This is a genomic window from Hymenobacter sp. YC55, assembly GCF_029433095.1.
In the GTDB taxonomy this organism is placed as follows: domain Bacteria; phylum Bacteroidota; class Bacteroidia; order Cytophagales; family Hymenobacteraceae; genus Hymenobacter.
In genome coordinates this window covers 510,157-527,071 of sequence record NZ_JARNTX010000001.1, presented here as the reverse complement: position 1 = coordinate 527,071, position 16,915 = coordinate 510,157, and the positions used below count along the sequence as shown (strand labels likewise).

The following is a 16,915-nucleotide window of genomic DNA, read 5'->3' as shown; positions in this document are numbered from 1 at the left end:
GCTTTTTGAAGTGAAAGGCTAGTGGCTTAGAATTTCTCGCTTGCTGCTATTACAGGCTCCTTGTGGTCGGTACGGATACCAATACAGTGGTAGGCAAAGCCAATTTGCTTCATCTCCTGCGGATCATAGATGTTGCGTCCGTCGAAGATAACTTTTTGCTTGAGGAGCTTGCCTACTACCTCGAAGCTTGGCGAACGGAATTCAGGCCACTCAGTTACGACTAGTAGCGCGTCGGCATCAACTAAGGCTTCGAACTGATCTTTTGCGTACTTCACCGTGTCACCTAACGAGTGCTTGGCTTCTGGTATAGCAACCGGGTCATACACAGATACCGAGCAACCATGGGCAAGCAGCTTCTCGATAATAACCAACGAGGGAGCCTCGCGCATATCGTCTGTTTTAGGCTTGAACGACAAACCCCAAACGGCAATTTTCCGGCCTTCCAATTCGCCGCCAAAATGCTTTTTCACTTTATCGAAAAGCACTTCTTTCTGCGCTTCATTTACGCTTTCTACGGCCTGTAATACCTGCATCTGATAGCCGTTTTCGGCAGCAGTCTTGATCAGCGCTTTTACATCCTTCGGGAAGCACGAACCGCCATAGCCGATGCCTGGATAGATGAACTTTGTTCCTATCCGAGCATCAGAACCGATGCCTTTGCGCACCATGTTTACATCGGCTCCCATGATTTCGCACAGGTTGGCAATGTCGTTCATAAACGAAATCTTAGTTGCCAGCATGGAATTGGCAGCGTACTTCGTCATCTCAGCTGATGGAATATCCATGAAGATAATTGGGTGGCCATTGAGCAAGAAAGGCTTGTAGAGCTTGCTCATTACCTCCTCAGCACGTTCCGACGAAACGCCTACTACAATACGGTCAGGCTTTAAGAAGTCATCGATAGCAGCACCCTCCTTTAAGAACTCAGGATTGGAAGCTACGTCGAACTCGATATTGGCTCCTCGCTTTTCCAGGGCTTGCGTCAGTTCTCGGTGTACTTTGGCAGCTGTACCGACTGGTACTGTGCTCTTGGTCACCACCACGCTGTAGCCATTCATATTTTCACCGATACCCCGAGCTACCGCCAGTACGTACTTCAAATCAGCGGAGCCGTCTTCGCCCGGAGGGGTTCCTACGGCAATAAATGCAACGTCACAATCCTTAATGCCATCACCTATGTTGGTGGTGAAGTGCAAACGCCCCGCTGATACGTTGCGCGTGACCATCTCCTCGAGGCCAGGCTCGTATATTGGTAGAATGCCTTCCTTGAGGTTGTCGATTTTTTTCTGGTCGATATCAATACAAGTGACATCCATACCTACCTCGGCAAAACAGGTACCTGTTACCAAGCCAACATAACCAGTGCCAACTACTGCTACTTTCATAAGGGGTGTGAAGCGTAAGATTGTTTTATAACGTGGAGCTAGCCACCTGTGGTACTGAAGCCATCATGTAGCGCTTCCACCAGTGCTGAAATACAATTAGTGCCCAAATACGGGCATGTACGTCGCCGGGGCTGCGGGAGAAAAGCTGCGTTTTCAAAGCCCGGACCGCATTTAAATCAAATATACCCTGTGCCTCAACAAAAGCATCGGATAATAAATCATCTTCGATAAGTGGACGAAGCTCAGCACGGAACCACTTCAATAAAGGCACCTCAAATCCATGCTTGGGGCGCTTGTAGAGTTCTTCGGGCAACATGGGACGGAAGGCATCCTGCACAATGCGCTTCTTCATATTCGCGTCGATTTTGCTTTCCACTGGCAAGCTAAACGCAAAGCGAACCACGTTGGGGTCAAGGAAAGGCGGCCGAACTTCCAACGAATTGGCCATACTCATGAGGTCCACTTTGGTCAGCATGTCGTAGGGCAACACGAGTTGCATATCGGTCAGCAGCACCTCATTTAGGTCGCCTTGGGCATGCAGATTTTCCAAGATGTCTTTGCGGCGCTTTTCAGCGAGCTTCTTGCCTACTTTGCGGCGAGCTTCGGCACTCAGCAAACCGCGCGCATCGGCTGCGGAGGCAAAACTCGCCCAATCCCAATACCTGTCTTTAGGGCCACTAAGCATGCCCCGCGAAAACCGTTGAAACTGTCGCACCCGGTTGCCGAAAAACGAGTTGCGTGACTTGGGGAGAATGTCCCAAAGCAGGTTCAACCCCGTCACTGCCTCTGCTTTGAAGCCACCTTTGCGCACCTGGAATTCGCCCATGTGCTTATTATACCCCGCAAACATTTCATCGGCACCATCGCCGGATAGGGCAACCGTAACCTTTTCGCGGGTGCGCTTACTGAGGATGTAAACTGCTAGGGCTGACGAGTCGGCAAACGGCTCATCGATGTAATCCAGCACCTCGAAAATATGGTCATAGAGGTCCTGGTTGGAAAGCGAGAAAACTGTGTGGTTGGTCTTGTACTTATCGGCAACTAGCTTGGCGTACTTCGTTTCGTCGAAGAAAGGCTCGTCGCGGTAGCCAATGCTGAATGTATTTAGGTGTTCGGTATGCCGTGACGCCAAAGCGACAATTACGCTGGAATCAATACCGCCACTTAGAAACGCGCCGAGAGGCACATCGGCCACAAGCCGGCGGGCGGTAGCGTCATCAAGCAGGTTGACGAGCTTGGCTTGCTGCTGCTCGTAGCTAAGCTTATTTTTTTCGACCTTTTTCGGGTCATAAGGGATTTTATACCAACGCTTGCGCACCACTTTCTTCCCTTTGATATAGAGGTAGTGGCCCGGCAGTAGCTTTTTAACTCCTTTAAAGATAGTAGCAGGCCCCGGGATATAGTTGAGCTGCAAATAGTGACTCAATGCTACATAGTCGAGCTTGCGGGGAATGCCCAACGCCATCAACGACTTCATCTCGGAGGCAAACATAAACTTGTCCTCGTCGCGGTACACGAGTACGGGCTTCTCCCCCATTCGGTCGCGGGCGATGAACAGCGAGTCTTCTTCTTTGTCGTAGATAGCCAAGCCAAAAAAGCCATTCAGCTTTTTCAGGAAGCCTCGTCCTTCCGTGATATAGAGGCGCAATATAACTTCAGTATCAGTTTGAGAATGAAACTGATACCCTTTATTCATAAGCCGTTGCCGCAGCTCCCGAAAGTTGAAAATCTCCCCATTGAAGACGATGGTATACCGGCCCGACTCATCGGTCATGGGTTGGTTACCATCAGCTGATAAATCGAGAATAGCGAGTCGGCGGAAACCAAGGCCACAACGGTCATACACGAAGTGTCCTTGCGAATCGGGGCCCCGGCTAATAATAGCGTCGGTAGATGCGGGCAGCGAAGCTAGCGCATTACGGCCTGTATCAGTGAAAGCGAATAGTCCAGTTATTCCACACATATGGTGGGTAAAAGTACGAAGTCTGAAGACTTGTTGAGTGAAAAAGTAGCAAGGCACGCCTTGCAACCAAAGCCGTGCTTGCTTAGTACACAAGATAAATTCCACTCTTCAGCCACCTCCTTTACCATGAATCTTCAGGATAATCTTAATCTGCAACAGCAGTTTGAAGCGGCTGTATCGCGCGTAGATAACCTTCCCGGCGATAAAGCCGCCGCCCATATGAACGAGTTGTATGGCCTCTACAAACAAGCAACTGAAGGTGACCACGACACCGAAAAAGACGTGGTAGGCGACGACACGCCTTCGAATCCAAGCGGCCCACAGGGCATGTCACAGGCGCAATGGGATTCGTGGAGCAAGTTCAAGGGCATGAGTGAAGATGAAGCCCGCCGCGAGTACATTCAGAAAGTGAACGAGCTAGCAGGTCCAGTAGGCGAAGCCGCTTCGGTTATCACGGGTAACGGGCAGCCTGCTACCGGGTCTCAGGTGAATACCGCCGAAGAAAACAGCACTTTAGCACAGCAACCTAATACAGGTCCGGGCGTGTCGCAGGGTGGTTTACGGGGTGATATCACCGCTGGAGCACCTTACGGCGGCGAAGATCATCTGAAAGACGAACAAAACTAAGACGTTCCTTATTCACGACTCGGCCCACTGCATCACACAATACAGTGGGCCGAGTCGTGTCTAGATGGTTATAAGAGCTGTTCAAGCAACGGCACTTTATAGTTGTGCTGGCAGAGAACTCAGTAGCTTCTAAACAGCCATGTAACTATCGGCTGACGGATTTTGGCTATTTTGGGCGAGCCATGATTCTATGTACTCGTCCGATTAGGTTAACCAACTTAGTTTGTTGGACTAGCCTGCTAGCTGTGTTCACAACAGCCTGCACTACTTCCTCGCCCAAAGCTTCTGTGCCAACGGCACTGGCTGCTGCCAATCCGTTTGAGGATGCCACTTTGCGGGCTATTGCAACCGCTCAGGACGAGCGCAACACCGCGGCGCTGCTACCTTATCTGACGAATGCTGAAGTACGCTACCGGCGGGCCGCGGCGTTGGCATTGGCTTCGGTGCAAGACAAGGCTGCCACTGTCAGTTTGCAGCCTTTGCTCGGCGACGCTGACCAAGCCGTTAGGCGGGCGGCAGCATACGCGTTAGGCCAAACCGGCGACTCAACCGCAGTGGCACCCCTCATGGCGCGGCTTACGTCGTCTTCCCCCGCTCCTACTGATCAGCGCTACTTGTTTGAGGCACTGGGCCGTTGCGTCACTACTACTTCCTTGCGCCAACTTGTTCGGAGCTTTGTCGGCACCGACACAGCAGCCGTGGCAGGACAGGCGTGGGCGCTACTTCGGGCCGGTAATCGAGGCGTTACTTCCGAGGCGGCAGTGGCTCGAGCAGTAGCTTTGCTCGATCAACAAATGCCCCTGGCGGCCCGGCAAGGCGCGGCCTTCACGTTGGCTCGTACTCCGCGCCTCGACCTTACAGCCTACCAAACAGCGCTAACAACTGCCACCACCGACCGTGATGCGGTAGTTCGGGCCATGGCAACTACCGCACTAGGCAAAGTTAAAAGTCCGACTATCGCTCCCACGTTGGTGGGTTTGGCCCGTCGGGACTCGGATTATCGGGTGCGGGTAAGTGCCTTGCGAGCCATGAATGCTACCATGTACGCTCCCGTGAAAGAGGCGGCGTGGGAAGCCATTTCTGACCCGAGCAACCAAGTGGCCTTAACGGCGGCCGAGTTTTTCTTGAATCACGCCAGCGGCGAGCCTGGAGTATTGTTTCTAGAGAAAGCCAACAAGCTTACTAATTGGCGCGTTCGGGCCACACTGCTAGCTACAGCACTCAAACTTGGGGGTACCGAGCGAGGTGCCATCCGGACCGCGGTGCAACAGCGTTATGCTGCCGCTACCGATCCGTATGAGAAGGCCTATCTGCTGAAGGCCTTGGGCGAGGACCCGGCAGCCTACGAATTTGTGGAGCAAGCCACGTTTGCCAGCGGGCAGCCGCTAGTTGTAGGGTCTTATGGAATGGAGGCGCTGGTAGCTATGCGCCGGCTGCCTGACTTCCCTGAAGCTCAACAAGCTGCCTTTGCTCTTACGATACGCCGGGCTATGGGCAGCGGCGACGTCACCATCATGAGCACTGCCGCCGAGGCGTTACGTGACCCCAAGCTAAACCTACGGCAGTTGCTCCCCGACTCAACTTTTATTGTTGCGGCCCGCGACAAATTGGTATTGCCTCGCGACTTAGAAGCTTGGCAGGCATTGCAGCAAACCCTGGACTATCTTCAGAATAAACCTGCTACCCCGACGCCCGTAGCTACTGCCGCTAGCCACCCTATCAATTGGGTTGTGGTGCGCTCTGTCTCAACTCAGCAACGGGTGTTGCTAAGCACGACAAAAGGCGAAATTTTCATGCAGTTGCACGTGGCAGATGCTCCGGGCTCGGTGGCTAACTTCGTGGAATTAGTGCGCCAAGGCTTCTACAATGGCAAAACGTTTCACCGCGTAGTACCCAATTTTGTTGTGCAGGGCGGGGACCCTCGCGGCGACGGCTCAGGCAGCACCGACTACAATCTGCGCTCGGAATTTGGCGATTTGCGTTACGGGGAAGGAGCCGTAGGACTGGCCTCAGCAGGCAAAGACACCGAAAGTTGCCAGTGGTTTATCACTCATACGCCCACCCCCCACCTCGATGGCCGCTACACTATTTTTGCTCAAGTAGTGAAGGGCATGGATGTAGTGCACCGCCTCGACATTGGCGACAAAATAGTGCGAATGGAGCTAGTAAAATAAAAAAGGGCATCAAACTGCACGGCTATAGTACGGTTTGGTGCCCTTTATGCCTCGTATGCGCTGCTTAGTGTCCGTCGCGGCCGTGTGCTTGGGCTGGCGGCGTAGTGGCTTCAACAGCCGAGAAGGTTTCTAGAATTTTGTAGGTGTGTGCGGCACCTTTAGGTACCACCCATGAATTGCCGGGTTCAAGCAATACCATCTGGCCTTCTGAATGCAGTTCGGCTCTTCCCTTTAGCACATACCCAACTGTTTCATAAGGACGACTAACGGGTTCTTTCGATTCGCCGGGCTCTTCATCTTCCCACAGGCGCATGGCTACGTGAATGCCGGAGGCCAAATACTTTTCGCCTTCCGCACCTTTAGGTGAATGCGTGGAATCAATTTTCGTAATGGTGGTATCGGCCATGTCGATGTAGCGTAAATGAGTGTACGAATGAATGCAGCGTCTTCGCGGGAAGACCAACTTCCTAACGCAGACTCCTCGGTTGCGGTTGCTACGTTTTATGGCTCGAACTTTCCGTGTTGTTGCTAGTTGAGAGCTGTTGCAGAAGTGCTGCATGTTTTTTCAGCTCCTTTTCTTAGCTCAAGCGTAAATTAAGATTGCTGGCTCTGCCCGTTTTTCTATGTCTTTTTCCTCTGATACTCCTTTTGTGCGGGCTCTAGCGCGGGCGCACCAGCAAGTAGCTACGCCGCTGCCAGGTCCTGCCTTTTGTCAGCTTGCCGAGTCACTGCTTGAGCTGCTGTTTCCGGAGCGGACCAGCCAGCCACTGCTCCGCCCAGATGCCATAGCGGCTACTCTCAGTCAGTTCCAAACCGACTTGGCGTCTCTCCTTACCCGCGTATCTATGCCCGATACGCCCGCAGCCGTGGCCGCCGCTCTTATGGCTGGCTTGCCATCCATGCGCGAGCAACTTCTACGTGATGCCGCCGCTGTTCTGGCTGCCGACCCGGCTGCACAAGGCATTGAAGAGGTTATTGCTACGTATCCGGGCTTCTACGCTACGGCTATGCACCGTGTGGCTCATGCCCTGCATCTGCTGCGTGTCCCCCGGGTACCACGCCTAATCAGTGAGCATGCGCACCAACTCACAGGGGTTGATATACACCCGGGGGCCCGCATCGGTCCTTCGTTTTGCATCGACCACGGCACCGGTATCGTGATTGGGGAAACCACGGTTATTGGTGCTCATGTGAAGATATACCAAGGCGTAACGCTAGGGGCCCTGAGTGTTAGCAAAGAATTGCAGGGTATCAAGCGCCACCCTACCATCGAAGACGATGTAGTGCTGTACGCTGGGGCCACTATTCTGGGTGGCAACACAGTAATCGGCCGCCACAGCATCATCGGCGGCAACGTCTGGCTTACAGAAAGTGTCCCTTCTCACTCGCGCGTGTATCACCGGGCCCAAATACACGTCACGCGCAGCGAGGACCCCGCCGCCGACCTTACTTTCTCGATTTAACTAGCTTGTCCTTGCCAAGAATAGAGAATTCCTCATTTTTAGTGCGAGACTCTCACAGGCAACAAGCACTTTCCAACTCCCAACTCTCACCTTCTTACAGATTCTCTGATGAAAGCCCAATCCATTCTGGATACTATTGGCAGCACGCCCCTATTGCGTATCAACAAACTTTTTGCCCACCGCCCCGATGTGGAAGTGTGGGTGAAACTAGAACGTGCCAACCCCGGCGGTAGCATCAAGGACCGTATTGCCTTAAGCATGATCGAACAGGCGGAGCAAGACGGCATTCTGACCCCAGACAGCCTGATTGTAGAACCGACCTCCGGTAATACCGGAGTAGGCTTGGCCATGGTAGCAGCCGTGAAAGGTTATAAGCTGACGTTGGTAATGCCCGAATCCATGTCGATAGAGCGGCGGCGACTAATGGCTGCCTACGGCGCTAATTTGGAACTCACCCCTCGTGAGAAGGGCATGAAGGGCGCCATAGAGAAAGCGCACGAAATCGTGCGAGATACCCCCGGTGCTTGGATGCCCATGCAATTCGAAAATCCAGCCAACATCAAGGTACACGCCGAAACAACAGCGCAGGAGATTCTGCGCGACGCACCCGAAGGCTTCGACTACCACATCACTGGGGTAGGTACCGGTGGCCACATCACAGCTGTTACGGAGGTGCTCAAGCCCCTTTTTCCGAACATGAAGACTTTTGCCGTTGAGCCGGAACTCTCGCCGGTTATTAGCGGCGGTGCTCCTGGCCCCCACCCCATCCAAGGCATTGGCGCTGGCTTTATTCCTGCCAACCTGCACCGCGAGATTCTCGATGGCACTATCCAAGTAAGCCAGCAAGAAGCTTTCGATATGGCCCGTCGTGCTGCTCGTGAAGAAGGCATCTTCATGGGCGTCTCTTCAGGAGCTTCATTGGCAGCAGTAGCTAAGAAATTAGACGAAGTACCACAGGGTGGCCGGGTCCTCACCTTCTGCTACGACACCGGCGAACGGTACTTATCTGTTGAAGGCTTGTTTGTATAACCTCCGAAGCCCACTAGTTGAAAAGCTGTTCCTAGTTTCAGGAGCAGCTTTTTTGTTTTCACACAAGTTCGTTTAGGCAACAAATGCAAAAGTAGAAAAACAAAAAAGCCTAACCGTGTGGGTTAGGCTTTTAGGAAGTGGAGAATATCGGAGTCGAACCGATGACCTCTTGCATGCCATGCAAGCGCTCTAGCCAGCTGAGCTAATCCCCCATTTTTAATTCCTCATTCGCCGCTTGCGTTTGAGTGGGACAAAAGTACGGCTGGTTTTGGAAACTGCAAGGCTAAACACGAAAAAACAGTGAAATAAATAGCGTATGCGCACAAAAAAACGGGGTTGGCAGTAGTGCCAACCCCGTTTTCAGTAAGCTAAACCACTGGCTTAGTTGAAGATGTAACGTAAGCCAATCTGTCCTTGCCAACGTGAGCCAAGTCCACCCGTATCGTTACGGAAGGTTTTGGTAAGTGGCGTGCCTTGCGTCACTGTGTTGTCCGCAGCGTTACGAACTGGATTGGTGAAGTAAGGGAAAGTAAAGACCGGCTGGCCTTGTGCATTGTACCCGGCAAAAGTGAGCGGGTTGGTGCGGTTAGGCGTCTGCAACACTCCCCAATCTTTGTTGATTAGGTTACCGATGTTGAAGATGTCAATGCTCAACTGCAACGCGTTACGGTTTTCACCAATGTTAGTGAATAGGTCCTGAAGCAAACGAGCATCAAGACGCTTCTGCCATGGACGTACGGCGCCGTTACGCTCGGCATACTCGCCACGGTGTTTGCTCAAATACTTATCCTGATTGATATAGTTCTCCAGGTCAGCATACTGCTGAGCTACCGTGTACCGTGCATACTCCACTGGTGTCGCACCTGGTGCAGGCGTATAGGTGTATATAATATCCCGCAGGTTAATCTCAGCTTGGTTACGCGGGATGTACATCAGGTCGTTTGAGGTTTGGTTGTCGCCGTTCATATCGCCAGAGTAGACATATGAAAAGCGTGCCGTACTGCTAACCACCGCTGGGGCAGCTTCATAGAACAACGAAATAGTGGTACCTAAGTGGCCGAGGTACTCCTTACGATAAGAACCCGATGCAATTACACGGTGCTGCTGCAAGAACTGCGAATAGCTTAGTACATCCGCATTCGGGTCGCCCGAAATAGAACGGTCGCGCCAGATTGACTGAGCAATCGAACCACCATCGTTTACCGAACGAGCATCCGAGTAGGTATAAGCTGCACTCAAATAGAAACCACTAGCAAAGCTCTTCTGCAGCTGTCCGGTTACAGCGTAAGAATATCCTTTCTTGGTGTTCGTCATCAAGATAGCATCGCTAATATTTGGGCGAGCAGCTGTGTTGCCTCCTTGAGCTGCAGGGACTGAACCGTAGATCTGATAGTTGCGTGTTGCTACTCGCAGATCAGCATTCGGAGCTGCTTGCGCTGCACCCAATGTGTAAAAAATCTCCCGGTTGTCGGCACCGTTTGCGCGAGCAAATGGTGCGCTTTCACTACCGGGCAAGTTCACGTTCTGGTGATATATGGCGTTAAGATCCTTGGTGTAGAAGGCTTCCAACGTGGCAATAACACCTCCAGGCAATACCTGGTCAACGGCAATGTTGGTCCGCCATACTTGCGGGAATTTGAAGTCTGTATCAGTTACAGCTAAGTTGTAAGACGTGTTAGCCGTTGCATTCTGAGGACGATACGCATCAACATCGGGGCTGAATGGATAGATGGAAGCGTTAGGAGAAACTACGCCTGTAGTAGCATTAGTAGTAGCCACCGAACCCGAGGTGCTAAACGAACCGAACTGCAAGCCGTTGTTGCTGGCCTGGTTGGAAAGCCACACGAAAGGAATACGTCCGGTGAAAATACCCGAACCACCTCGCACTTGCGTCTGCTTGTCATCGTTCACATCCCAGTTGAAACCAACCCGGGGCGAGAACAGTACCGATTTCTTAGGTACGCCGCCCGTGTTGAGTTGCACTCCATCGCGGAAAGTTAAGCTTGCAGCGTTGGTGTTTTGTAGTAGATCTGAGGTGAGGAACGGCAGGTCGGCACGCAGACCGTAAATTACTTTCAGGTTATTAAGAAGCGACCATTCATCTTGAGCATATAAGCCAAGCTGTGCAGCCTTCAATCCTACAATAGCTGTCTGACCAGGCGTAGTGTACTGCAGGTTGTAGCGAGCAGGACCAGGCCGAACAGCACCAGCAGCTAGTGGCGTCACGCTAGCACTAGCGCGGTCATAATTGTAACCAGCCGATGCGTAGAAATCCTCCAGCGAGTTGAAAGAGTAGTTGCCGTAATAGTTCGGCGCGAAGCCGTTTTCGAACTTATAAAACTCGTTGTAGGTACCAACTGTCACGTTGTGCTTGCCTAAGTAGGCAGTGAAGTTGTCACCAATTTGATATACATCCGAGTTTAGAATGTTGAATGCCGTAAAGGGTTCATAACCGAACGAAGTCAGCGAGTTCGTTGCAGTAATACCAGCTAAAGCAGTTGTTGTCGTGCTTCGACCAACTGAATTTCCAATATCAACCAGCGGAAACGGATTGCCTCCTAGACTCTCGCGAAAATCGCGAAAAGCTGAGTAACCTGCCGTTAGGTTATTAGAGTATTTACCCCCACCCAGTGTGCTGTTTAATTCCGCAATCAACGAGTTAAGGTTGTTGTTGATTACGTAATAAGACGACGAGAAAGGGAGGCCAAACTGCGACTGCGAACGTTGACCAGCAATAGCACCTGACGTGCTTGGTGGAATGTCGGCGTATGACTTCAAGTAGTTGTACTTGATATTAAAGCGGTTGTTCTGGTTGATGTTCCAGTCAACTTTAATGGTCGCCTTGTCGCTGTTCGAACGCAGTTTGAAGCTCTCGTAAGAACCGGGGTTGTAGCCGTATTGCTCCTGTAAGAAAGAACTCAGGGCATCCAAGTCGCGGGCTGAAGCCTGCGACGTTTGCGAGCCAGCTGGCGGAGTAGTGGTTTCGCGGTTTGCGGTGAAGTTGCCAGTCGGTGGGTCCGTACGACGTTCTTGTTCGGCATTAACGAAGAAGAACAATTTGTCTTTAATGATAGGGCCGCCAACACGGAAGCCGTAGTTCTTGAGTTTGAAATCAGGATAATCCTGCTTGAAGTCACCTACCTTGCTACCCACCAGATTTTGGTCGCGGTAGAAGCCATAGATAGAACCCGAGAATTTGTTGGTGCCAGAGCGAGTTACTACGTTAATGCCAGCTCCCGTAAACGAGCCCTGACGTACGTCGAAAGGAGCAATGCTTACTTGGATCTGGTCGATGGCGTCTAGCGAAATAGGTTGTGCACTAGCTTGGCCACCTACAGTTGACGATAAACCGAAGGCATTGTTAAAGATGGCACCGTCAACAGTAATGTTGTTGAAACCACTGTTCCGGCCACCAAAGCTCTGTCCATTGGCTTGAGGCGTGAGGCGAGTGAAATCATTCAACGAACGGTTCAGTGTGGGCAGACGCTCAATTTGCTCGCGCTGCACCGTTGTGGCAGCACCCGTACGACCGGCATTGATTACTGGGTCCTGGCGGCCTGAAACTGTTACACCAGCCAGTTCAGTGGTAGCCTCGCTCAAGTTGATATCCAAGCGCAAGTTCTGGCCAAGAGTCAAAAAGATACCTTCTCGCGTAGCTTCCTTGTATCCTACAAAGGTGATGCGGATGGTGTAAGGGCCACCTACCCGCATGTTCTGGATGTTGTAACGCCCTTCTGAGTTAGTAGGTGCTACATACTGTGTGTTAGTAGGCGTGTGTACCGCAATGATAGTAGCGCCAGGCAAGCCAGCTCCTTCCTTGTCAGTAATCACGCCGCTCATGGCTGCCGTAGTAGTGCCTTGCGACCAGCCTTGCTGTATCGACAGGACTGCTAGAAGCAGTAGAAGAAGAGAACGGTAAATGGTGCTTCTCATAAAAAAGTTATAGGTGAAAACCAGCTACAAAAGTACTTATCAGCGCAACTCATCCCATGTTATTAAAATGTTATTAAGAAATTTTATTTAGCCGATATGCACCTCGGCTATACATTTCTAGACAAGCACAGATATTACACTGCTCATAAGAACACACAGAATTATAGCAGGCAACAAACAAAAAGGCATAAAAAAAGCGAGCAGAGAATATCTCTGCTCGCTTTTTCCGATACTAATCAGGCTCTATTAGTTATGTAGTACTGTAGAAATTCCTAATGCTGTAGCAGAATTGCCTGCTACCCCACGCACATACAAAGTATAGATCTTGCCAGCAGCAAAGGTGAAAGCCTGTTGCGTACCAGTTACCGGTGCAGCTGTAGCCGAGGAGCGTACATCTAATGCATACGTGCGAGCATCTACCTCGATAAAATTAGCGAAGTTGAACGTACTACCGTTTATAGTGGTGGTAGTTCCTCGCGAGGAACGTGTAGGAGCAACAGGGAAGAGTGGAGTTGCTGGCGACGCACCCGTGATGAAGATGCCGTAGGTGCCTGAAGTCGCCAAATTCACAAAACGGATTTTAGCCTTACCTGCCGCTGGAGCTGCTAGGTTGTCAGATAAAACTACGCTACGAATACCGCCAAGATCAGTTCCTGATGCAGCGCGTGTAGGCAAATCAGTAAGGAATACCGTGCTGGTTGTGTTGGTACCAAAGGTAGCACGAGCCGGAATCAACTGATTGTTAAGGTTAGTAGGCGTAGAAAACAGCAATAGCCGTGGTCCAGCCGAAATGCTAGTGTAAGCTGCTGAAGTACTCAGGTAAGGAACTGCAGCTGGGGGGGTAGTCACATTCACATTGTCAATGCTGACGAGTTGACCGCTACCTGAGTTTGGGGCAGCATTAACTACCAGATATCGACCCTGCGAGGTGGAAGGAGCTGTAGCCGGTGTGGGAGTGGGATATTCTGGATCGTCGCAACTAGCTACTGAAGTAGCTACAGCGGCAGCAAGTGTTAACTTGGTGAAAGTCGAAGAAAAAGAGAATTTCATGGAATGATGCTTTAGCAATTTCTACTGACTTAGAACGAGTAGCGTACCCCGAACTGAGCCTGCCAACGTGAAGACAACTGGCTAATTTGATAACCAACTGTTGGTGAAGCAGACGTGCCAGATCCAAAGCTAAACGTCGGACGGCCACCGGTACCTTCTAGGCCCTGGTAACGCAGCAAGCCAAAATTCTGGTTCGATACAAAATAGTCGCGGCCCCAGTCTTTGCTTAGCAGGTTACCGAAGTTAATGACGTCAACCGACAACTGAATAGTGTGGTTTTTGCTGCCGACTTTCGTAAAGATGTCTTGCAATAAACGAACGTCGATGCGGTGCTGCCAGGGAGTACGGCCGCCGTTACGGGCAGCGTACTCACCCCGATGTTCACTTAGGTATTCGTCGTTTTCGATGAATGCATTCAATTCGTTCCACTGCTGATCTAGCGTGCGACGGTCATTTGGACCATCGGTTACCAGCACAATTTCATCGCGGGTACGTGGAACATAAATCAAATCGTTGGAATTGCTAGTGAAGCTGCCACCATCGCCGTTTACGTCGCCACCATAATAAGTATACGAGTAAGGTGCGCCTGACTGACCAACATAGATGGCAGAAAACGTCGTAGCAAAGTGGTTAGCATACTCTTTACGATATGACAACGAACCAACTACACGGTGGCGCAGATCAAAATTCGACCACGACATGGTCAAGTCGTTCGGATTGCCAGCATGAGGGTTGAATTCCCAAATCGAAACAGCGGTTGAGCTAGATCCTGAGTACAGGTCACGCGATTGGCCATAAGTGTAAGCTGCCGACGCGAACAAATCCCGAGTTACCTGATTCTTAAGTTCACCTGTGATACTGTACTGGTGGCCTTTGCTAGTGTTAGTGAGCAGAATTACATTGTTGAAGTCGGTGCTGTTACGCAGACGGTTCGAAGGGTACACAGGGCGACCGTCACCTGCTAACGTTCCTGTTGGGTTGGTCAGGTTAATATCCTGCGGTAGCACGTCGTTGAGCGTCTTCGAGTAGATACCTTCCAGTGTAGCCACGAAACCTAGCGGCAGGCGGTAGTCGACTGCCAAGTTAGAGCGCACCAACTGTGGGTTACGGAAATCTTTATCCGTTACAGCTATGCTACCACGAGCAGCAGTAGCTGGTGTGCTACTGATTACATCGCGCAGTGTAGTATAATCCTGGGTCAGACCCAGACCACTAGCTGGCACAGGTGTACCGAAGGTACCTGTATCGTATGTAGCGAAGTCAATACCTGTGTTACCATATTGATTGGAAATCCATACATAAGCTGGACGCCCAGTGAAGATGCCTACGCCACCACGCAACTGCAGAGCTTGGTTTTTCTGCACGTCCCAGTTGAATCCTAAGCGGGGTGAAAACTGAACGCGTGATTTAGGTAGACGATTAGTTTTTACATCGTATGCCGGACCAGCAGTTGACTCTGTTGCGAACGTGGCATCAACCTTCGAGTTATAGGATGGATCATCGAAGTACATCGGCATATCGAACCGAATGCCACCAGTCAGACGGAAATTGTCTGTGATGCTGTATTCATCCTGAGCGTATAGACCGAACTGAGCAGCACCAAATTTAGCAGTCGGCTTGCCACCGGGCAGCGCGAAGTTTTGGCGATAACGAAAGCCCGAGGCGGTTACGTTATTATCTAGGAAAGATTGAATACTTGGGAAGTTATAACGTCCTTGAGTGCTCTGCACGAACAGGTTGTCAAAACGAAATATTTCGTTGTTAGTACCAATCGTAATAGCGTGTTTTCCAGCGAAAATATTGAAGTTATCGTTTATTTCGAGGATATCTTGGTCAAGACGGTTAGCTACCGAGCTGAATTCCGAACCAGCGAAGATTGAAGCATTACCAGCCGTAATTTCAATAGAAGGGAACAGGTCGCCTACTGGTGAGCGGCTGTCACGGATACGCGAGTATCCAACAAGTAAGTTGTTTGCGTAGCGGCTGCCAAAGCGGCTTTTCAACTCCAAAACTGTTGAGTTAGTATTACTCAGGAATTGGTAAGCGTTGTTGCCGAAGCGAAAGTTCGTCAAGCTGCGCGTGATGTTATCATCCGTAGCATCTACGAGGTTGTGGCGCAGCGTAAGTTGGTGGTTTTGGCTGATGTTCCAGTCTAAACGAGCAAAAGCCTTGTTGCTACGGGTCTCAGCATTGATTTCACCAAATTCGCCCGCATCGTAGCCGTATTCAGCTAGTTTATCAGAAATGCGCTGCAAATCTTCTGTGCTTACGAAGCGAACCAAGCTAGAACTGGTGCTCGATGTAATGTCAGCGGCGCTTCCCGTGTTGAACAGTAAAGGAGCAGTACGACGAGTGATTTCGCCGTTTACGAAGAAGAACAGCTTGTCCTTAATAATTGGGCCGCCCAAACGGAAACCAGCCTGGTAATCGTTGAACTTGTCGAGCTTAGTTCTGTTGCCAGCTGCGTCAGGTGTTGGACTTTTGCCAGCGGTGTTTTGGTTGCGGCCAAAAGCGAAAGCTGAACCCGAGAAGTCGTTGGTACCGGAACGTGTTACGGCATTGATACCGCCACCGCTGAAGCGTCCTTGGCGTACGTCGTAAGGAGCAAGCACCACTTGGAATTCCTGAATAGCATCCAGTGAGATAGGATTGGTACCGGCCTGGCCACCTGGCGCACCCGAGCTACCCAAACCAAACAAGTCATTGTTAGAAGCACCATCAATTTGCACATTATTAAAACGGCCACTACGGCCGCTCAACGAATTGCCGTTGGCTTGTGGGGTGAGGCGAGTGAAATCTTGGAAGCTACGAGAGATAGTAGGCAGACGCTCGATCTGCTCACGACGTACGGTAGTAGCAGCACCAGTCCGACCAGCATTAATTACTGGGTCCTGGGTAGCTGTTACGGTTACGCCTGCCAGTTGTGTTGTGGTTTCGCTTAGATTAAGGTCCAAGCGTAGGTTCTGACCCAAGCTCAGGAAAATGCCTTCCCGGCTAATGTCCTGGTAGCCAACAAATGTTACCCGAACGGTGTAGGGACCACCTACCCGCATGTTCGGAATGTTGAAGCGACCTTCTGAGTTAGTCGGCGCTACGTACTGTGTGTTGGTAGGTGTGTGCACAGCAATAACTGTCGCGCCAGGTAAGCCCGAACCCTCCTTGTCAGTAATCACACCGTTCATGGCTGCCGTGGTGGTGCCTTGGCTCCAACCGATGTGTGCCGACAGCAGCATCAATAGTAGGAAGAGAAAATGTCTGTAATACGTGTTTTTCATGAAAGAGTGATTGATG

10 protein-coding genes and 1 tRNA gene are annotated in these 16,915 nt (G+C 51.1%); 4 read left to right on the top strand and 7 right to left on the bottom strand.

All coding sequences use genetic code 11. The features are described 5' to 3' along the window. Positions 1-26 precede the first annotated feature (26 nt). Positions 27-1,385, bottom strand: coding sequence for a UDP-glucose/GDP-mannose dehydrogenase family protein (locus P1X16_RS02240; RefSeq protein ID WP_277225981.1), 1,359 nt, complete (start codon positions 1,383-1,385; stop codon positions 27-29). 25 nt (positions 1,386-1,410) lie between these two features. Continuing rightward, a complete protein-coding gene (gene asnB / locus P1X16_RS02235; RefSeq protein WP_277225980.1) occupies positions 1,411-3,348 on the bottom strand; it encodes an asparagine synthase (glutamine-hydrolyzing) in 1,938 nt (645 codons plus the stop codon). A gap of 126 nt (positions 3,349-3,474) precedes the next feature. On the opposite strand from asnB, the gene P1X16_RS02230 reads away from it, so the two are divergent. Next, on the top strand, positions 3,475-3,975 hold the full coding sequence (locus P1X16_RS02230; protein WP_277225978.1) for an acyl-CoA-binding protein: 501 nt from the start codon (positions 3,475-3,477) through the stop codon (positions 3,973-3,975). 245 nt (positions 3,976-4,220) lie between these two features. Continuing rightward, the gene (locus P1X16_RS02225) at positions 4,221-6,149 is read left to right on the top strand and encodes a peptidylprolyl isomerase (RefSeq protein WP_277225976.1); all 1,929 of its coding nucleotides are present in this window, start codon (positions 4,221-4,223) and stop codon (positions 6,147-6,149) included. Between the two features lie 64 nt (positions 6,150-6,213). Here P1X16_RS02225 and P1X16_RS02220 read toward each other — a convergent pair whose 3' ends face one another. After that, on the bottom strand, positions 6,214-6,555 hold the full coding sequence (locus P1X16_RS02220; RefSeq protein WP_277225975.1) for a cupin domain-containing protein: 342 nt from the start codon (positions 6,553-6,555) through the stop codon (positions 6,214-6,216). Between the two features lie 217 nt (positions 6,556-6,772). On the opposite strand from P1X16_RS02220, the gene P1X16_RS02215 reads away from it, so the two are divergent. Next, positions 6,773-7,612, top strand: coding sequence for a serine O-acetyltransferase (locus P1X16_RS02215; RefSeq protein ID WP_277225973.1), 840 nt, complete (start codon positions 6,773-6,775; stop codon positions 7,610-7,612). 108 nt (positions 7,613-7,720) lie between these two features. Beyond that, positions 7,721-8,641 (top strand): cysteine synthase A, encoded by a 921-nt coding sequence (cysK, locus tag P1X16_RS02210; RefSeq protein WP_277225972.1) that lies wholly within the window; start codon positions 7,721-7,723, stop codon positions 8,639-8,641. Between the two features lie 138 nt (positions 8,642-8,779). On the opposite strand, the gene P1X16_RS02205 is transcribed toward cysK, so the two are convergent. The 4 genes from P1X16_RS02205 to P1X16_RS02190 form a co-directional block, all read right to left on the bottom strand. Beyond that, positions 8,780-8,853: transfer RNA gene (locus tag P1X16_RS02205), tRNA-Ala, on the bottom strand. Between the two features lie 169 nt (positions 8,854-9,022). Continuing rightward, on the bottom strand, positions 9,023-12,574 hold the full coding sequence (locus P1X16_RS02200) for a TonB-dependent receptor (protein WP_277225970.1): 3,552 nt from the start codon (positions 12,572-12,574) through the stop codon (positions 9,023-9,025). A 246-nt stretch (positions 12,575-12,820) separates the two neighbouring features. Beyond that, positions 12,821-13,624, bottom strand: coding sequence for a DUF4397 domain-containing protein (locus P1X16_RS02195; protein WP_277225968.1), 804 nt, complete (start codon positions 13,622-13,624; stop codon positions 12,821-12,823). Between the two features lie 29 nt (positions 13,625-13,653). After that, a complete protein-coding gene (locus P1X16_RS02190; RefSeq protein WP_277225967.1) occupies positions 13,654-16,899 on the bottom strand; it encodes a TonB-dependent receptor in 3,246 nt (1,081 codons plus the stop codon). Between the last annotated feature and the right edge of the window lie 16 nt (positions 16,900-16,915).